The following is an 18,555-nucleotide window of genomic DNA, read 5'->3' on the forward strand; positions in this document are numbered from 1 at the left end:
CCGCGGCGGACCACGCGAGGGTGGTCGGGGTGACGTGCCGCACCCCGACCACCCGTCACAGGCGCCCCGGTGATCCCCCTCGCCGCGTCGTGGAGCGACCAGCGCCCTCGTCGCTCCTACACTCGGCCGTGTGGACACCGCCGTGACCGACCCCGTGGTCGGCCTCGTACTCGAGGGGCGCTACCGCCTCGAGGAGCGGGTGGCGCGGGGCGGCATGTCCACCGTCTACGCGGCCACCGACCTCCGGCTGCACAAGACCGTCGCCGTCAAGGTGATGGCCGAGCACCTGGCGCACGACCCGACGTTCGTCGACCGGTTCACCCGCGAGGCGCGCGCGGCGGCGATGCTCAGCCACCCGAACGTCGTCGGCGTCAGCGACCAGGGCAGCGACCAGGGGCTGGTCTTCCTGGTCATGGAGCTGGTGCGCGGCCGCACGCTGCGCGACCTGCTCAGCGCCCGCGGCCGGCTCACCGTCGCCGAGTCGTTCGCCGTCCTGGAGCCGGTGCTCGCCGGGCTGACCGCCGCGCACCGCGCCGGGATCGTGCACCGCGACATCAAGCCGGAGAACGTGCTGATCGGCGTCGACGGCGTGGTGAAGGTGGCCGACTTCGGCCTCGCGCGCGCCGTCGTCGGCACCGGGCAGACCAGCCAGACCGGCGGGGTGCTGATCGGCACCGTCGCCTACCTCTCCCCCGAGCAGCTCGAGCGCGGCCGCGCCGATGCCCGCAGCGACATCTACGCCGCGGGCATCGTGCTCTACGAGATGCTCACCGGGCACCCGCCCTTCGGCGGCGACACCCCGCTGGCGGTCGCCTACCAGCACGTGCACCACGACGTCCCCGCGCCGTCCGCCGAGGTCCCCGGCCTGCCGTGGCAGGTCGACGAGCTGGTGGCCCGCACCACCCGGCGAGACCCCGCCGGCCGGCCCCTGGACGCCGGGGCGTTCCTCGCCGAGCTGAACGACGTCCGCACCGACCTCGGCATCGAGCCGGTCCCCGTGCCGACCGGGCAGAGCGCCGGGCCCGGCACGCTGCGGCCCACCAACCGGCCGACCCGCCCCCGCCCCGGCCACCCGAGCAACCCCGGCACCGCGGTGCTCGCCGACCGCGGTGCGCGTTCGGGTCGCACCAGCACGCTGCCGGGGATGGGGGCCGGGCCCACCACCGACGTGCACGGCCGCCGGCCCGCTCCCGGCCGGCCGCGCCCCGGCGTCCCCGACCACGTCCGCCGGCGCCGCACCCGGCTGCTGATCGCCGTCATCCTGCTCATGGCCGTGACGGTGGGTGCCGTCGGCTGGTGGCTGGGCTCCGGCCGCTGGACCGACGTCCCCGCGCTGACCGGCAAGCAGGAGAGCGCGGCCATCGACCTGCTGCAGGACGCCGGCCTCGACCCCGACCCGGTGGTCCAGGAGTGGAGCGAGGAGGTGCCCGCGGGCGTCGTGATCTCCACCGACCCCGCGACGGGCGAGGTCATCCGGGGCACCGACGTCCGCGTCGTCGTCTCGAAGGGCCCCGAGCGCTACACGGTGCCACCGGAGCTCGTCGGCCTGCCCGTCGACGAGGTGGAGGCGCGCCTGCAGGCGGACCTGCCGATCCAGATCACCCGCGGCGAGGCCTTCGACGACCAGGTGCCCCCGGGCCACGTGGTCGCCTTCGACCCGGCCGCCGGCACCGCGCTCAAGCGCGACCAGGTGGTGACCGTCGTGGTCAGCCAGGGCCGGGCGCCGGTCGCCGTCCCCGACGTGACCGGGCAGACCCCCGAGCAGGCGACGTCGAACCTGGAGGCGCTCGGCTTCGTCGTCGAGCGCATCGAGGACGGGCGCAGCGACCAGGTCGACCAGGGCGAGGTCATGGCCGTCGAGCCGGGCCCCGCGGCCGGTCCGGTCGCCTACGGCAGCACCGTGCGGATCCAGGTCTCCGCCGGCGTCCCGCTGGTCACCGTCCCCGACGTCGTGGGCCTGGGCGGCGACGAGGCCGCGTCGATCCTGCAGCAGGCGGGCCTCGAGGTGGAGGCCACCCGCTTCTTCGGCAACCGGGTGCTGCGGCAGAGCCCCGCCGCCGGCGAGACGGTCGAGCGCGGCACCTCCGTCACCATCCTGCTCAGCTTCGGGTAGGTCCGTGCCGAACACCTCCGCCGTGCCGCCGATCGGCGCGCACATCCAGATCAAGGGCGGCCTGGCCAAGGGTGGCCTGCCCTACACCGACGCCGTCGGCGCCCGGGCCGTGCAGGTGTTCGTCGGCAACCCGCGCGGCTGGAAGCTGACGGACGGGGACGCGAAGCAGGACGCGCTGTTCACCGCCGGCTGCGCCGAGCGCGGGGTGCCGTCGTTCATCCACACGCCGTTCCTGGTCAACGTCGGCTCGCCCACCGAGGCCACGGTGACCCAGTCGATCGCCTCGATCGCGCACAACCTCCGGCGCGGCGCGCAGCTGGGCTGCCAGGGCGTCGTGGTGCACGCCGGGTCGGCCGTCGGCGAGGACCGCTACGAGGCCGCCCTCCGCCAGCTGCACGAGCAGCTGCTGCCGGTGCTCGACGCCGCCGATCCCGACGGGCCGCGGCTGCTGATCGAGCCGACGGCCGGCGGCGGCAAGGCGCTGGCCGCCACCGTCGAGGACTTGGGCCCGTACTTCGCGGCGCTGGAGCACCACCCGCTGCTCGGCGTCTGCTTCGACACCTGCCACGCCTGGGCCGCCGGGCACGACCTCGCCGCACCCGGCGGCATGTCGGCGACCCTCGATGCGCTCGAGGCGACCGTCGGCCCCGGCCGGCTGGGCCTGGTGCACGTGAACGACTCGCTCGACACCTGCGGGTCCCGGCGCGACCGGCACACGACCATCGGGGAGGGCCTGATCGGCTGCGGCGCCTACGGCACCGGCCCGTTCGCCGAGCTGGTGCGGCACCGCACGACCGCGGGGGTGCCCATGGTCGTGGAGACGCCCAGCCTGCGGGACGGCGACCCGTGCGGCGGCCACGCCGCGGACATCAAGCTGCTCAACTCGCTCATCGGCGACCCGCCCGCCGCCTGACCCGGCTCCCTACCGCGTTGGCGTGCGCGGATGTGCAGTTCCGCGGCTTGGACGTGCACATCAGCGCTCGACGTCGCCGCGGAGCAGCCTTCTGCGCGCGACGTGGACCGCCCGGATGTCGCGTCGGCAGGCCTCGGGGAAACGGGTCAGCCGGGTGTAGCTGTAGCGCAGGGTCTGCCAGCCGACGGTGGCCAGCAACGAGTCGCGCCGGATGTCGCGTTCCCGCTGTGCCCGGGACCCGTGCCAGGCGGCCCCGTCCATCTCCACGGCGAGCATCGACTCCTCGCAGGCGGCATCCAGCACGAAGGTCTCCGCTCCCACCGCCACGCGCCGTTGCTGCACGAACACCGGCATCCCGGGCGCTCGCAGCACGTTCAGGCAGCCCCAGATCTCCAACTCGCTCTGGCAGCCGTCTTCCAGCAGCCGGAGCAGGCCCGCCAGCTCCGCGCGGCCGGGGAGCCGGGTGCTGCGGACCAGTTCGCGGGTGAGGTCCTCCGGCCGGCACAGCCTCTGGCGGACCGCGGTGATCGCGGCCGCTCGCACCGCGGCCCGGTCTCCCGGAGACGCCAGCCCCCAGCTGTCCACGACCGCCCGCTCGACGGCCGCGACCGCGGTCCCCGCCACCAGGCGGCGCTCGGAGTGGGCGCCGGCCCTGCGGTGGACCACCACACCGGGCGATCCGCGCCCGCTCCGGCCCGGCTCGACGGTGATGTGGACGGGTCCGGGCGGGTGCTCGGTCAGCCCCCAGAGGGCCAGCCCGGTGACATGGCTGGCGACGGCTTCCCGGTCGTGCAGGACGGCGGCGACCCGGACCCGCCAGTCGCCGGCAGCGGCCGGGAGCGCGAACAGCCCAGGGGCCAGCCGGACCAGTCGCCCGGCCGCCACCCAGTTCCGCACGGTTCCCCGGCTGACCCGGCTCAGCAGCTCGGGACCGGTGATCCACCCGGGCTCGCCCACCACGCGTTCGGGATCGTGCGCCACCCCGCGAGCCTGCGGGAGGCGAAGGCCCCGGGGCTGCACCGCCCGGCAATCTGTGGACAGCGCCGACGATGTGCGCCGGTGCGCAGGAAGGACGCCGGTTCCTGCGCACCCGCGCCCGATGTCGGGCACGACGACCGGGCGCTAGCGGTCGAGCAGCTCCGCGAGGACGTCGGCGGCGCGCTCGACGGCGGCCCGGTCGACGTCCAGGTGCATGACCAGCCGGATGCGGGAGGCGCTGACCTGGCTCACCAGCACGCCCCGGGCCTTCGCGGCCTCGGCGACCAGCGGCGCCTCGATGCCCTCGAGCACCACCATGTTCGTCTCCACCGTCGACGGGTCGACGCCGAGCCGCTTGGCCAGCAGCCGCGCGTGCTCGTGGTCCTCACCCAGCCGCGGGAGGTGGTGGTCGAGGGCGTACAGGCAGGCCGCGGCCAGCACGCCGACCTGGCGCATCCCGCCGCCGAGCCGCTTCCGCCAGAGCCGCGCGGTCGCGATCCGCTCCGCCGACGCCACCAGCACCGAACCGACCGGCGTCCCGAGGCCCTTGGAGAAGCACACCGACGCGGTGTCGGCCAGCCCGCCGTAGGTGGACAGCGGGACACCCGAGGAGGCGTGCGCGTTCCAGATCCGGGCCCCGTCGAGGTGGACGGCGACGTCGGCCTGCCGCGACCAGTCCCACAGCGCCTGCAGCTGGTCCAGCGGCTGCACCAGGCCACCGCCGCGGTTGTGCGAGTTCTCCACCGCGATCGCCGCCGTCGCGGTCAGGTGCCAGTTGTCCTTCGGCCGCACCTGCTCGATCAGCTGCCCGGCGTCCAGTCGGCCACCGGAGGAGACGACGGTGCGCGTCGAGATCCCGAAGATCGCCGCTGCGGCACCCATCTCGTAGGTGACGACGTGCGCGTCGGCGTCGCAGAGGACCTCCTGTCCCGGCTCGCAGACCAGGCGCATGCCGATCTGGTTGCCCATGGTCCCGGACGGCACGAACAGCGCGGCCTCGTGGCCGAACAGCGCCGCGGTCCGCTCCTCCAGGGCACGGACGGTGGGGTCCTCGACGTAGACGTCGTCCCCCACCTCGGCCTCGGCCATGGCCCGGCGCATCCCGGCGGTCGGCCTGGTCACCGTGTCCGACCGCAGGTCCACGAGCTCAGCCACGCAGCATCTCCGCGACGAGGAACGCCAGCTCCAGCGACTGGCCGGTGTTCAGCCGGGGGTCGCAGGCGGTCTCGTACCGGCTGTCGAGGTCCGCGTCGCTGATCTCCATCGCGCCGCCGAGGCACTCGGTGACGTCCTCACCGGTGAGCTCGACGTGGATGCCGCCCGGCCAGGTGCCCAGCGCCCGGTGGACGTCGAAGAAGCCGAGCACCTCGTCGACGACGCGGTCGAAGTGGCGCGTCTTGTAGCCGGTCGGGGACTCGTGGGTGTTGCCGTGCATCGGGTCGCACTGCCACACGACCTGGTGGCCGCTCGCGGTCACCTTCTCCACGATGCCCGGCAGCACGTCGCGGATCTTCCCGTTGCCCATGCGGCTGATCAGCGTCAGCTTGCCGGGGACGCCGTCGGGGTCCAGCCGCTCGACGAGCTCGGTGGCCTGCTCCGGCGTCGTCGTCGGCCCGATCTTCACGCCGATGGGGTTGGCGAGCCTCGACACGAACTCGATGTGCGCGCCGTCCATCTGGCGGGTGCGCTCCCCCACCCACACGAAGTGGGCGGAGAGCGCGTACGGGCGGCCCTCGTGCATGCGCAGCAGCGCCCGCTCGTAGTCGAGGATCAGCGCCTCGTGCGAGTTGAACAGCTCCACCCCGCGCAGCGCGTCGGAGTCGATGCCGCAGGCGCGCATGAACGCCAGCGCGCGGTCGATCTCCCGGGCGATGACCTCGTACCGCACCCCGGCCGGGGAGTTGGCGACGAAGTCGCGGTTCCAGTCGTGCACGGCGTGCAGGTCGGCCAGACCGCCGCGGGCGTAGGCCCGGATCATGTTCATGGCGGCGGCGGAGTTCGCGTAGGCCCGCACCAGCCGGTTCGGGTCGGGGATCCGCTTCTCGAGCACCGGCTCCAGCGAGTTGACCATGTCGCCGCGGTAGGACGGCAGGCCGAGGGCGTCGGTGTCCGACGAGCGCGGCTTGGCGTACTGGCCGGCCACCCGGCCGACCTTCACCACGGGCACGCTCGCGCCGTAGGTGAGGACGACGGCCATCTGCAGCATGGTGCGCGTGGTGGCCTGCAGGTGCGGCTCGGTGTTGAGGTCGAAGGTCTCGGCGCAGTCACCGCCCTGGAGCAGGAACGCCTTGCCCTGGGCGACGTCGGCCAGCTGCGCGCGCAGCGTGTCGACCTCGCTGGGGGCGACGATCGGCGGCACCGTGGACAGCGTCTCCAGCACCGCGTCGAGGGCGGCCCGGTCGGGCCACCGCGGCTGCTGGGCGGCGGGCAGCTCCCGCCACCGGTCCAGACCGGGGACCAGCTCGGCAGGTTCGGGGAGGCTCACGGGTGCCAGCCTACGGCGCGCCCCCGCCGGTCCCGGAACGATGCTCCGCGGTCGGTCCCCGATCGGTGAGAGCATCCGGCGCTGCTCCTCACGACCCGCACGCCCGCCGCCGGGCCCGGGAGCGGGCCGGGCACGCCGGTGCGTCAGCCGAAGAAGACCTCGGCCTCGGCGTAGCGCTCCGCCGGCACGAGCTTCAGCCGTGCGGTGGCGGTGGCCAGCGGGACCCGCACGATGTCGGTGCCGCGCAGCGCGACCATGACGCCCGTCTCCCCGTCGTGCACCGCCTCGATGGCCGCCAGCCCGAAGCGGGTGGCCAGCACGCGGTCGAAGGGCGAGGGCGTGCCGCCGCGCTGCACGTGCCCCAGGACGACCGCGCGCGACTCCCGGCCGGTTCGCTCCTCGATCAGGGCGGCCAGCGCCGGGCCGATCCCGCCGAGCCGGACGTGCCCGAACGCGTCCGCCTGCCCGGCCGCCACGGTGAGCGCACCGTCCCTGGCCTGCGCGCCCTCGGAGACGACGACGATCGGCGAGAACCCGGTGTCGAAGCGGTGCTGCACGTGCGCGACGACGGCGTCGACGTCGAACGGGTGCTCGGGGATCAGGATGACGTTCGCCCCGCCGGCCATGCCCGCGTGCAGCGCGATCCACCCGGCGTGGCGGCCCATGACCTCGACGACCAGCGTGCGGTGGTGGCTGTCCCCGGTGGTGTGGAGCCGGTCGATCGCCTCCGTCGCCACGCCGACCGCGGTGTCGAAACCGAACGTGTAGTCGGTGGCGTCCAGGTCGTTGTCGATGGTCTTGGGCACCCCGACCACGCGCACCCCCCGCTCGGCCAGGCGGGTGGCGACGCCGAGGGTGTCCTCCCCGCCGATGGGGACCAGCGCGTCGATGCCGAACCGGTCGAGGCAGGACAGCACCCGCTCGGGGCCGTCGTCCAGCGCGTAGGGGTTGGTGCGCGAGGTGCCGAGGACGGTGCCCCCGCGGGGCAGGATCCCGCGCACCGCCGCCAGGTCCAGCGGTACGGCGTCGCCGTCCAGGAGACCGCGCCAGCCGTCGCGGAAGCCGATCACCTCGTCGCCGTCGTGCCCCACGCCCTTGCGGACCACGGCGCGGATGACCGCGTTGAGGCCGGGGCAGTCGCCGCCTCCGGTCAGGATGCCGATGCGCATGCGTTCCTCCGCGGGAGCGACCGGGGGGCACCCGGGTTGTGCCGAACATGATGCCGCAGGTCACCGCCTCGTCCAGCCCTTCGCGCACGGCCGCCGTCACCGGCTCGACCGGAGCGCTGGAGGCCGTCGCGCCGATGACCCCGGGGGTCGTCCGCAGCACGCGGAGGGAACGAACCATCCGCTCCGGTACCGGATCGACCCGGGAGTGCCGATTGCGTCGGGGACGGCGGCACCCTGCCACCGCGAGCGAGCTGGAAGGCCGAACATGCGCTGGACGAACCTGCCCTCGTGGGTGGTTCCCTCGAACACGGGCATCCGCACCAAGGTGGTAGCGCTGGCCGTCGCCAGCGTCGCCGTCACCGGCGTGGCCATGGGCGGTGTCAGCGCCTGGCAGAGCAGCCGCTTCGCCGACGACGCCGCGCGGGACATGGACGCCCTCGTCGAGGAGAACATCAGCCGCGCCGCCCGGGGCGCCTACGACCTCGTCGCCACCCAGGGCGCGTCGACGGCGATGAAGGTCGACTACGACCTCAACGCGGCGCGGTACGTGCTGCAGCAGTCCGGGAGCTTCGCCATCGACGGCTCCGGCCGCAACCCGGTCACCTGGGACGCCAAGAACCAGATGAACGGCCAGGTCACCCCGGTGGCCCTGCCCCGCGTGCTGGTCGGCGGCGAGTGGCTGGGCCAGAACACCGACATGGCCGTCCGGACCCCGGTGGTCGACGACATCATGTCGATGGTCGGCGCCACCGTGACGCTCTTCCAGAAGACGCCCGAGGGCAACTTCCTGCGCGTCGCGACGAACGTGCAGGCCGCCTCCGGTTCCCGCGCCATCGGCACCTACATCCCGGCCGTCAACCCCGACGGGAAGCCCAACCCGGTCGCCGCCGCGGTGAGCAGCGGTCAGACCTACCGCGGCAACGCGTTCGTCGTCGACTCGTGGCTGGTCTCGGCCTACGAGCCGATCCTCGGCCCCGCCGGTGACGTGGTCGGCGTCCTCTACGTCGGGGTGAAGCAGACGAACCTGCCCGCTCTGCGCCAGGGCCTCGAGTCCACGACCATCGGCGAGAACGGCCACATCGAGGTCTACGGCGGCACGGGCGATCGCGCCGGCACCGTCCTGGTGAGCCCGGACGGGGCGCAGGACGGCGAGCAGCTGATCGACGCCACGGACGCCGAGGGCACTCCCTACGTGCAGCAGATCGTCGACGCCGCCCTCCCGCTGCAGGACGGGGAGCAGGCGACGGTGCGGTACGTCGACCCCGAGGAGGGCCCGACGACGGCCCGCGTCTCCTACTACGCGCCGTGGGACTGGGTGATCACCGCCGTCACCCGCGACGCCGACTTCGCCGGTGCCACGGACGCGCTGGCCGAGGGCCGCACGTCGATGGTCTGGGCGATGGTGCTCGCCGCGCTCGCGATCGCCGTCGTGGGCGGGCTGATCGCGCTGTGGGTCGGCCGCCGGCTCACCCAGCCGCTGACGCGCCTGCGCGACCGCATGGCCGAGATCGCCGACGGGGAGGGCGACCTGACCCAGCGGATGGACGACTCCCGCGACGACGAGGTCGGGCAGCTCTCCGGCGCGTTCAACCGGTTCGTCGACAAGGTGGCCGGCACGGTGCGCGACATCCACCGCTGCGCCCAGGAGGTCGCGTCGTCCGCCGCCGGGGTGTCGGCCGTGGCCGACGGGCTGGCGCACCGCGCCTCCCGCAGCCGCGACCAGGCCCAGGGGGCGCACGGCGTCGCGTCGGAGATCAGCAGCAGCGTCTCGTCGGCCGCCGCCGGCGCCGAGGAGATGGGGGCCTCGATCACCGAGATCGCCCGCAGCGCCGCCGAGGCGGCGGAGGTCGGCCGTCAGGCGGCCTCGCTCGCGGAGGCGACCGAGACGACGATCGCCGCGCTCGGGGCGAGCTCCGCGGAGATCGGCGACGTCGTGAAGGTCATCTCCGGCGTGGCCGAGCAGACCAACCTGCTCGCGCTCAACGCCACCATCGAGGCGGCCCGCGCCGGCGATGCGGGCAAGGGCTTCGCCGTCGTCGCCAACGAGGTCAAGGACCTCGCCCAGGAGGCGGCGAAGGCCAGCGAGGAGATCGCCCAGCGGGTCCAGGGCATCCAGTCCGAGACCACGGAGGCGGTCCGGTCCATCTCGCGCATCGCCGAGGTGGTCCGGGCGATCAACGACCACCAGACGACGATCGCCAGCGCCGTCGAGGAGCAGACGGCGACCACCCGCGAGCTCAGCCGCAGCGTCGCCACCGCCGCGGAGGGCGCCGGCGCCGTCACCACCACCCTCACCTCGGTGAGCCGGGACGCCGACGACAGCGCCTCGGACGTCGAGCGGGCGCGCTCGGCGGCGCAGGAGCTCGACGGGCTGTCCCGCGAGCTGAACCGGCTGCTGGGGGCCTTCACGGTCTAGCGACCACCGTAGGTACACGAAAGCCCCTCTCCCGTTCCGGGAGGGGGGCTTTCGTGCCCACCGGTCAGCTGCCGGCGGCCTCGATCGCCTTCCAGCGCGCCAGGTTGAAGCGGGCGTCGACCAGCGCGTCGTGCGTGCCCTGCGGCTTGGGCGGCAGCGGCGGCTGCCCGCGGTCGTCCCAGCGCTGGCGCAGCTCCCGGGTGAAGCGCGGGATCGGGCGCGGGAGCGCCGGCATCGCGCCCCACAGCTGGCAGAGCGCCACGTGGTCGTAGGCGGCGATCCACGCCCAGAGCTCGACTTCCTCCCCCGGCGCGGTGAGGAAGGAGAGCAGGTCCTCGCGGATCCGCTCCCGGCTCCGCCAGGCCCGGTCCGCCGGCGGGGGCAGCTGGTCGAGGACGTTCCGGCGCACCCACGGGATCGCCCGGTCCGGGTCGAACTCCGTGCTGACCGCGTAGAACTCCCGGCCGGTTTCGTCCACGACGCCGATGGAGACGAGGTCGATGGTGGTGCCGTCCTCGATGAACTCGGTGTCGTAGAAGAAGCGGCGCACGGCGTCCACCGTAGGCGGCGGCACCCCGGAGGGCCGGTCGACGGCCGGCCCGCCGTTCAGAGGTGCGTGGCCGGCGCCCGGTCGCGGTCGCCGTACGCCTGCTTCGCCACCGCGGCCCGGCGCCAGTCGAGCCACTGCATGACGGGGCCGGCGGCGAGGCCGTGGACGACCACCGAGCCGACGACGACGAGCACCGTCGTCGCCCAGAGCTGCTCGGCGCCGGGGATGTCGGCCTCGCTGAGCCCGTAGGCCATGTAGTAGAGCGAGCCGATCCCGCGGACGCCGAAGAAGCCGATCACCCAGCGCTCCCGGCGACCGGTGGGGCTGCCCCACAACGCCAGGGCGCCGGCGGCCGGCCGGATCACGAGGAGGAGCAGCACCGCGAGCAGGACGTGCTGCCAGCCGACCTCCGCGAGCACCCCCCGGGCCACCGCCCCGCCCACCAGCAGCAGGACGACGACGGTGAGCAGCCGCTCGAGCTGCTCGACGTGCGCGTGCAGCACCCGGTGCCGGCCGTGCGCCCGCTCGGCCGCGCGCACGGTGCACGCGCACGCGAAGACGGCGAGGAAGCCGTAGCCCTCGATCAGCTCGGCGACGCCGTAGGCCAGGAAGATGCCGGTGAGGGCCACGAAGGCCTCCGCGCGCTCGGCCAGGTTGACCCGCTCCGCGACGCGGGAGAAGAACAGGACGCGCAGCAGCCAGCCGACGGCGATGCCGGCGGTGACGCCGGCGGTGATCCGCCACACCAGGTCGACGGCGACCCACTCGCCCAGCCAGCCGGCCGGCGCGGCCCCGGCGGCCGCGATCGCGATCGCGGCGTAGGTGAACGGGAAGGCGAGACCGTCGTTGAGCCCGGCCTCGGAGGTGAGGGCGAACCGGGTCTCGTCCTCGCTCTCGTCGTCGTCGGTGGGCTCGCCCACCTGGACCTCGGTCGCCAGGACCGGGTCGGTCGGTGCCAGCGCCGCCCCCAGGAGGACCGCCGCCGCGGCGCCCAGCCCCAGCAGCCACCCGCCCAGGAGGGCGACCGCCGCCACGGTGAGGGGCATCGTGACCGCGAGCAGCCGCCAGGTCGACCCCCACCGCCGGAGCCCGATCCGCCGGTCCAGCGCCAGCCCCGCGCCCATGAGCGAGACGATGACCACCAGCTCGGTCAGGTGCACGGCGGTGGTCCCGTGCCGGATCGGATCCGGCGAGGGCAGCTCGTCGAACAACGCGAAGGCCGCGATCCCGGCCCCGGTGAAGACCATCGGCATCGACCCCGGCGCCCGGTCGAGCAGCCGGGGCAGCAGCGCCGCCAGCAGGGTCGCGACGCCCGCGGCCGCGTAGAGGAGCCCTACCTGCACGGCTCAGCGGGGCGGGGGTCTCGTGCGGTCACCGCTCCATCCTCCCCGGCACCGGCAGCGGCACCGGCACCGGCACCGGCAGCCCGGCGGCCCGGTCAGGCGGCCGGTCCGCCCCTGCGCCGCGCGCCGAGCGAGTGGGTGCCGAACTCGCGGCCGTCCAGGGCCGCGATGTCCCGCTCCAGCTGCGGCACCCGCTTCGCCGAGACCGCCATCGCCACCTTCTCGGCCACGACGCCGGTGACCAGCTGGCGCAGCGCGGCCACGGTGCCCACCGAGCGCGGCACGAACACCCGGCGGCGCCGGGACTCCAGGTTCTCCACCAGCGCCTCGGCGCAGGCCTCCACCGACGTGTACGCGCCCAGCGGCCCCGGCAGCTGCCGGCGGGTGGCGGCGAAGGTCGGCAGCGCGGCCTCGGTGTCGCGCACCAGGTCGGTGTCGATCCACGTCGGGTGGGCGCTGGCCACGGTGACGCCCCGGTGCGCGACCTCCAGCCGCAGCGCGTCGCCGAAGCGCTCGACCCCGGCCTTCGACGCGCAGTAGGCGCTCATGCCGGGGAGGACGGTGAACGCGGCCGCGGAGCTGACCAGCAGCACGTGCCCCCGCCGCTGCGCGATCTCCGGCAGGGCGGCGTGCGCGGTCAGCATCGTCCCGATGAGGTTGACCTCGATGGTGCGGGCCAGCGCGTGGGCGGAGCTCGTCATCACCGTGGTGAGCGGCGCGATCCCGGCATTGGCGACGACGACGTCCAGCCCGCCGAAGGTGTCCACCGTCCGCCGCACGGCCGCGGCCAGCGCGTCGGCGTCGGTGACGTCGGCCTCGACCCACAGGTGCTCGGGCCCCAGTTCGTCGGCGATCCGCGCCAGCTCCTCCGGCTCCAGGCCGACGAGGGCGACCCGTGCGCCGCGCGCGGCCGCCTTGCGGGCCAGCGCGGCGCCGATGCCCCGCGCGGCGCCGGTGATCAGGACCGACTTCCCGGCCAGGGGGGTGCGCGTGCGGTGTCCAGACGCCATGGGGCTGCTCCTCGGCTCGTCGCGCTCGTGTTGAGCACTGCTCAACGCCTGTTGTAGCGTGTTGACCGTTGCTCAGCAAGCCGAGGGAAGGAGCCGACCGAGGTGACCAGCACGACGCGGACGCACGTCACCACCTCCCCCGGCGCGGGCGCAGCCGCCCCGCGCGAGGTGCGGGTGGCCGTCATCGGGTCCGGCTTCGCCGGCCTGGCCATGGGGATCACGCTGCGGCAGCGCGGCGAGACCGACTTCGTCCTCCTGGAGCGGGCCGACGACGTCGGGGGGACCTGGCGCGACAACACGTACCCGGGCGCCGCGTGCGACGTGCAGTCGCACCTGTACTCCTACTCCTTCGCGCCGAACCCCGACTGGCCGAGGTCGTACTCCGAGCAGCCGGAGATCCAGGCCTACCTGCAGGCCACCGCGGACCGGTACGGCGTGCGGGCGCACTGCGCCTTCGGGGCCGAGGTGACCGCCGCCCGGTGGGACGACGACGCGCGCCGCTGGCAGGTGCGGACGACGGCCGGCGAGTTCCGGGCCCAGGTGCTCGTCTCCGCCGCGGGCGCGCTCGCCGACCCGGCCTACCCCGACATCCCGGGCCTGGAGACCTTCGAGGGCACCGTCATGCACTCGGCCCGCTGGGACTCCTCGCACGACGTCAGCGGCGAGAAGGTCGCCGTCATCGGCACCGGCGCCTCGGCCGTCCAGATCGTGCCGGCCATCCAGCCGCAGGTGGAGAGCATCGCGGTCTACCAGCGCACCCCCGCCTGGGTGGTCCCCCGCACCGACCACCCGGTGAAGCCGTGGGCCCGCCGGCTCTACCGCCTGGTCCCCGGCCTGCAGCGCGCCCTCCGCGGCGTGCTCTACGCATCCCGCGAGTTCCTCGTGATCGGCCTGGCCAAGCGGCGGGCGTTCCTGAAGCCCGTCGGCCGGCTGGCGCGGGCCCACCTGCACCGGCAGGTCCGGGACCCGAGGCTCCGCGCGGCGCTGACACCGGACTACACCATCGGCTGCAAGCGGATCCTCATCAGCAACGACTGGTTCCCCGCCGTATCCGCCCCCAACGCCGAACTCGTGACCGCCGGCATCGCCGAGATCCGGCCGCGCTCGATCGTCACCCGGGACGGCGTCGAGCGGCCCACCGACACCCTGGTGCTGGCCACCGGCTTCCACGTGACCGACCTGCCGATCGCCGAGCGGATCCGCGGCCGCGACGGCCGGTCCCTCGCCGAGGTGTGGGCCGACGGCATGGTGAGCAACCGGAGCACCACCGTCGCCGGCTTCCCCAACCTGTTCCTGCTGGTCGGCCCCAACGTCGGCGTCGGGCACACGTCGATGGTCTACATGATCGAGTCGCAGGTGGCCTACGTCGACGACGCGCTGCGCACCATGGACGCCGAGGGCCTCGCCGTCCTGGAGACCACCCCGCAGGCCCAGGAGGCCTACCGCGCCCTCATCGCCCGCAAGTCCCGGGGCACCGTGTGGCTCGGCGGCGGCTGCGCCAGCTGGTACCTCGACGAGCACGGCCACAACACGACGCTGTGGCCGGACTTCACCTTCCGGTTCCGGAAGCTCACCCGTGCCCTGGACCGGGAGAACTACGTCGGGATCCCGGCCGGGGCGCCGGTCCGCGAGCAGGAGGAGGCGGCGTGACCGGCACGCTGATCCGTACCGTCCGCAGGCGCACCGCGGCGGTTCCCACCACCGACGGCGCGCGGCTGCACGCCACCGTCGAGGGCGCCGAGGACGCGCCGGTGACCGTCGTCCTCGCTCACGGGTGGACGCTGTCGCAGGCCGCCTGGGACGACGTCGCCGGGCTGCTGGCCGACCGGGTGGCCGATGGCGCGCTGCGCCTGGTGCGCTACGACCAGCGCGGCCACGGCCGCTCCACCTGGTCCTCCCCCACCCACCCCGAGTCCGGGCTCAGCATCGACCGGCTCGGCGCCGACCTGGCCGACGTGCTCGACCGGCTCGTGCCCACCGGTCCCGTCGTCCTCGGTGGGCACTCGATGGGCGGCATGACCGTCATGTGCCTGTCCGCCGCGCGGCCCGAGCTGTTCGGTGACCGGGTGCGCGGTGTCGCGCTGGTGTCGACGTCGGCCGGCGACCTGGCCTCCGACCCGCGCTCGGCCGGCGGTCGCATGGCCCGGATCCGCCCCGGGGTGCTCACCGCGGCCCTGACCGGCGCCGGCCTGCTCGAACGGCTGCGGGGGCTGGTGCCGCCGACCCACCCGCGGCACCGCACGATGGTGCGGGAACTGCTCTACGGCGCCGACGCCACCGACGAGATGGTCCTGGAGGGTGCGCGGATCATGCACGCGTCCAGCCTCCGCGCCTTCATCGAGTTCCTGCCCGCCCTCGGCGACCACGACAAGCGGACGCAGCTCGACGCGCTCACGCGGGTCCCCGTCGAGATCTTCGTCGGCGACAGCGACAAGCTGACGCCGGAACGGCACAGCGCGCACCTCGCGCACGCGCTGCCCGCGGCCCGCCTCCACCGGGTGGAGCGCACCGGCCACATGCTGCCCCAGGAGCGCCCGGAGCTCGTCGTCGACGGCGTGCTGCGCCTGGTGGCCGGTGCCACCGGCCGCGACGTCGCGTGACCCGGGACGTCCGGCCGTGACCCCGGCCCCGCCCGGACCGGGTCGTGGCCGGCGGTCGGCGGACGACCGGCGGGCCCAGCTCGTGCAGATCGGCCTCGAGCTGCTGCCCACCACCCCGGTGCAGGAGCTGACCATCGACGAGGTGGCCCGCCGGGCCGGCATCAGCCGCAGCCTGCTGTTCCACTACTTCCCGAGCAAGCGCGACTACTACGCCGCCGTGACCCGGGCGGCGGCGGAGCTGCTCTGGACCCACCTGCTGCCCCGGCCGGGTGCACCCGACGAGGGCACGGGCGCCGCCACCGTCGACGGGATGCTGGACCGCTACGTCGGCTGGGTGGAGACCTTCCGGGAGACCCACCTGGCGTTCGTGCGCGGCGCCGCGGGCGGCGACCCGTGGGTGGCCGAGGTCTACGAGGAGACCCGCCGCCGGCTCGTCGAGGTGGGGCTGCGCACGCTGGGGCTCCCCGACGACGCCCGGCGCCGCCAGCTCGTGCTGGCGTTCTTCGCCTTCACCGAGGACCTCGTCGCGCAGTGGGTGCTGGAGCCGACGATGCCCCGCGCCGAGCTGCTCGCTCTGCTCCGCGACGTCCTCGACCGGCTGCTGCCGCGCTAGCCGGCGAGCGTCGTCGGCGCGCGGTCGGCGGCCTCGGTGGCCGGCGGCTGGAGCGTGGCGACGACGTCGTTCGCGCTGGCGCCCGTGGCGTCCATCGACTTCTTCACGGTGGCGCCGTAGACGTCGACGTACTCCTGGTCCGAGAGGGTCATGATCTCGTACATGATCTCGTCGGTGATCGACCGCTCGACGAAGCGGTCACCGGCCAGCCCCTCGTAGCGGCTGAAGTCCAGCGGCTTCCCGACCCTCACCCGCACCTGGGTGAGCTTCCTGCCGAACGGCAACCGCCGGGTGCTGTAGACCATGGCCACCGGGACGACGGGCGCCCCCGTCTCCAGCGCCATGCGCGCGACACCGATCTTGCCCCGGTAGAGCCGCCCGTCCGGCGAGCGGGTGCCCTCGGGGTAGATGCCCAGCAGCTTCCCGTCGCGCAGGATCCGGATGCCGGTCCGGATGGCGCCCTCGGCGGCCGAGGCGCTCGACCGGTCGATCGGCACCTGCCCGGCACCGCTGAAGAAGGCCCGCTGGAGGAACCCCTTCACGCCCGTGCCGGTGAAGTACTCGGCCTTGGCCAGGAAGGTGACCCGCCGCTTGAGCTGCAGCGGCATGAAGATCCAGTCCGCCGCGGACAGGTGGTTGCTGGCGAGGATGGCGGCGCCCGTCGCGGGCACGTGCTCGATGCCTTCCACCTTCGGGCGGAAGACGGCCCGTGCCGGCGGGCCGATCGCGACGAACTTGAGGAACCAGTAGAACAACACGCCTCCCTCGGGGACTGCCAGACTAGGGAGCCTGGGGCCGGGATCACAATCCGGGCCCCACCGTGATCCAGCCGACACCGGCGCGACGCCGGTTGCCCAGGAGGAGCGCCGTGCCCGGACCCACCCCCCTCCCCGAGGTGATGCCCGGCGCCGAGCCCTTCGAGTTCCCCGGCGGCGACGGGTCCGTGGGCCGCACCGGGGTGCTGCTCGTCCACGGGTTCACCTCGACGCCGATGAGCATGCGCCCCTGGGGCGAGCACCTCGCGGCCGAGGGCTTCGCCGTCCGGTGCCCCCTGCTGCCCGGCCACGGCACCCGCTGGCAGGACTGCAACGCCAGCACCTCCGACCAGTGGACGGCGACGGTCGAGGAGGCCTTAGACGAGCTGGCCGCCCGCTGCGACCGGGTCTTCGTCGCCGGCCTGTCGATGGGCGGGACGCTGGCCACGCGGCTGGCCGAGGTGCGCCCCGACGACGTCGCCGGGCTGCTGCTGGTGAACCCGGCCCTGCTCACCCGGCGGCTGGACGCGAAGCTGCTGCCCCTGCTCGCCCGGGTGACGTCCAGCTGGGCGCCGATCGCCAGCGACATCAAGAAGCCCGGCACGACCGAGCTGGCCTACCCCCGGCTGCCGATCCGGGCCATGCTGCAGCTGCGCGGCCTCTGGGCCGCGACCCGCGCCGACCTGGGCCGGGTCACGGCGCCGGTCATCGTCTTCCGCAGCACCGAGGACCACGTCGTCGAACCGGTGAACAGCACCATCCTGCTCGCCGGGGTGGCGAGCGCGGACACCACCGAGGTCGTGCTGGAGGACAGCTACCACGTGGCCACCTTGGACAACGACGCCCCGCTGCTCTTCCGGCGCTCCGCGGAGTGGATCCGCGCCCGCGTGCCGGCCGGCGAACCCGACGCCTCGTCGGGCGGGCACCGGTGACCGACCGCCGCGGCCGGGGACGCCGCGACAACGGGCTGGACGCCGTGCTGTGGAGCCCGGTCCGCGACGTCGACCCGCGGGTCGGCGAGCACCTCCTCGACGTGCTCGAGGCGGCCGGCATCGCCGCCTACCTCGAGCCGGCCGCCGACGTCGGTCCCTACACCCGGTCGGTGGTCCTGCCCAGCCCGCCGTCGGACCGGCTGTTCGTCGACCGGGCGCGCCGGGTCGAGGCGCGGGGGCTGGTCGAGCAGCACGCCGACGACCACCCCGTCGAGCCGCGGGTCGCGCGCCGGCCCGCGGGGCGCGACCTGGACGAGGACGCCGAGTGGCGGCGCATCGTGGCCGCGTTCGAGGCCGAGCACGGTCGTCCCGCGGTCCAGGAGGGCCCCGCCGATCCGCCGCCGCCGACGCCGCACGAGGTGCCGGTGCTCGACCGGCCCGAGGAGCACTACGAGCCGCCGGCACCGCCGCCGCTGCCGGTCCCGGCGCCCGCGGTGCTGTACGCCCTGCTGCTGGTGGCCGCGGGCATCCTCCTCATCGGCGTCCCCTCGGTCATCGGCCTGTCGGCGGACGCAGGTCTCGTGCTGGGCGTGGCGGTCGTGGCCGGCGGGGTGGCGCTGCTGGTCTCCCGCATGCGCGACCGCTCCGACGACGGCGACGACGGGGCGGTGGTCTGAG

The 18,555-nt window shown here is 74.6% G+C and carries 16 protein-coding genes; 8 read left to right on the forward strand and 8 right to left on the reverse strand.

The window, feature by feature from the left end:
• Positions 1-130: 130 nt before the first annotated feature.
• Both pknB and QOZ88_RS18030 read left to right on the forward strand, forming a co-directional pair.
• A complete protein-coding gene (gene pknB / locus QOZ88_RS18025; RefSeq protein ID WP_306001099.1) occupies positions 131-2,113 on the forward strand; it encodes a Stk1 family PASTA domain-containing Ser/Thr kinase in 1,983 nt (660 codons plus the stop codon).
• 4 nt (positions 2,114-2,117) lie between these two features.
• Complete coding sequence (locus tag QOZ88_RS18030; protein ID WP_306001100.1) at positions 2,118-3,026, forward strand: deoxyribonuclease IV; 909 nt, start codon at positions 2,118-2,120, stop codon at positions 3,024-3,026.
• Positions 3,027-3,086: 60 nt separating this feature from the next.
• On the opposite strand, the gene QOZ88_RS18035 is transcribed toward QOZ88_RS18030, so the two are convergent.
• The 4 genes from QOZ88_RS18035 to QOZ88_RS18050 all read right to left on the reverse strand — a co-directional run bounded on the left by QOZ88_RS18035 (position 3,087) and on the right by QOZ88_RS18050 (position 7,658).
• The gene (locus QOZ88_RS18035; protein ID WP_306001101.1) at positions 3,087-4,007 is read right to left on the reverse strand and encodes a DUF559 domain-containing protein; all 921 of its coding nucleotides are present in this window, start codon (positions 4,005-4,007) and stop codon (positions 3,087-3,089) included.
• Positions 4,008-4,148: 141 nt separating this feature from the next.
• Positions 4,149-5,159, reverse strand: coding sequence for a threonine aldolase family protein (locus QOZ88_RS18040; protein WP_306001102.1), 1,011 nt, complete (start codon positions 5,157-5,159; stop codon positions 4,149-4,151).
• A complete protein-coding gene (locus tag QOZ88_RS18045; RefSeq protein ID WP_306001103.1) occupies positions 5,152-6,489 on the reverse strand; it encodes a class II 3-deoxy-7-phosphoheptulonate synthase in 1,338 nt (445 codons plus the stop codon). Before QOZ88_RS18045 ends, QOZ88_RS18040 begins: the two co-directional genes overlap by 8 nt.
• Before the next feature lie 143 nt (positions 6,490-6,632).
• Positions 6,633-7,658, reverse strand: coding sequence for an ATP-dependent 6-phosphofructokinase (locus QOZ88_RS18050; RefSeq protein WP_306001104.1), 1,026 nt, complete (start codon positions 7,656-7,658; stop codon positions 6,633-6,635).
• Between the two features lie 265 nt (positions 7,659-7,923).
• Between QOZ88_RS18050 and QOZ88_RS18055 the strand changes: the two genes are divergently transcribed.
• Positions 7,924-10,074 carry a methyl-accepting chemotaxis protein gene (locus tag QOZ88_RS18055; RefSeq protein WP_306001105.1) on the forward strand — a complete coding sequence of 717 codons (2,151 nt, stop codon included), beginning with the start codon at positions 7,924-7,926 and terminating at the stop codon, positions 10,072-10,074.
• A gap of 64 nt (positions 10,075-10,138) precedes the next feature.
• Here QOZ88_RS18055 and QOZ88_RS18060 read toward each other — a convergent pair whose 3' ends face one another.
• From QOZ88_RS18060 to QOZ88_RS18070, 3 genes are all read right to left on the reverse strand, one after another.
• Positions 10,139-10,624 (reverse strand): polyadenylate-specific 3'-exoribonuclease AS, encoded by a 486-nt coding sequence (locus QOZ88_RS18060; protein ID WP_306001106.1) that lies wholly within the window; start codon positions 10,622-10,624, stop codon positions 10,139-10,141.
• Positions 10,625-10,680: 56 nt separating this feature from the next.
• Entirely contained in the window at positions 10,681-11,967 is a 1,287-nt protein-coding gene (locus QOZ88_RS18065; RefSeq protein ID WP_306001107.1) for a cation:proton antiporter domain-containing protein, read from the reverse strand.
• Positions 11,968-12,062: 95 nt separating this feature from the next.
• Positions 12,063-12,977: an SDR family oxidoreductase gene (locus QOZ88_RS18070; RefSeq protein ID WP_306001108.1), complete on the reverse strand. Its 915-nt coding sequence runs from the start codon at positions 12,975-12,977 to the stop codon at positions 12,063-12,065.
• A gap of 102 nt (positions 12,978-13,079) precedes the next feature.
• Between QOZ88_RS18070 and QOZ88_RS18075 the strand changes: the two genes are divergently transcribed.
• The 3 genes from QOZ88_RS18075 to QOZ88_RS18085 are packed head-to-tail and all read left to right on the forward strand — an operon-like array spanning position 13,080 to position 16,190.
• Complete coding sequence (locus tag QOZ88_RS18075; RefSeq protein WP_306001109.1) at positions 13,080-14,627, forward strand: flavin-containing monooxygenase; 1,548 nt, start codon at positions 13,080-13,082, stop codon at positions 14,625-14,627.
• Positions 14,624-15,577 (forward strand): alpha/beta fold hydrolase, encoded by a 954-nt coding sequence (locus tag QOZ88_RS18080; protein ID WP_306001110.1) that lies wholly within the window; start codon positions 14,624-14,626, stop codon positions 15,575-15,577. Before QOZ88_RS18075 ends, QOZ88_RS18080 begins: the two co-directional genes overlap by 4 nt.
• Before the next feature lie 16 nt (positions 15,578-15,593).
• The gene (locus tag QOZ88_RS18085; protein WP_306001111.1) at positions 15,594-16,190 is read left to right on the forward strand and encodes a TetR/AcrR family transcriptional regulator; all 597 of its coding nucleotides are present in this window, start codon (positions 15,594-15,596) and stop codon (positions 16,188-16,190) included.
• Here the strand turns inward: QOZ88_RS18085 and QOZ88_RS18090 are convergent.
• Entirely contained in the window at positions 16,187-16,948 is a 762-nt protein-coding gene (locus tag QOZ88_RS18090; RefSeq protein WP_306001112.1) for a lysophospholipid acyltransferase family protein, read from the reverse strand. The two genes, QOZ88_RS18085 and QOZ88_RS18090, sit on opposite strands and share 4 nt — an antisense overlap.
• 110 nt (positions 16,949-17,058) lie before the next feature.
• Between QOZ88_RS18090 and QOZ88_RS18095 the strand changes: the two genes are divergently transcribed.
• Entirely contained in the window at positions 17,059-17,877 is an 819-nt protein-coding gene (locus QOZ88_RS18095; RefSeq protein WP_306001113.1) for an alpha/beta hydrolase, read from the forward strand.
• Positions 17,874-18,554: a hypothetical protein gene (locus tag QOZ88_RS18100; RefSeq protein ID WP_306001114.1), complete on the forward strand. Its 681-nt coding sequence runs from the start codon at positions 17,874-17,876 to the stop codon at positions 18,552-18,554. Before QOZ88_RS18095 ends, QOZ88_RS18100 begins: the two co-directional genes overlap by 4 nt.
• Position 18,555: the final 1 nt, after the last annotated feature.

The sequence above is a fragment of the Blastococcus carthaginiensis genome, assembly GCF_030731085.1.
GTDB lineage: Bacteria > Actinomycetota > Actinomycetes > Mycobacteriales > Geodermatophilaceae > Blastococcus > Blastococcus carthaginiensis.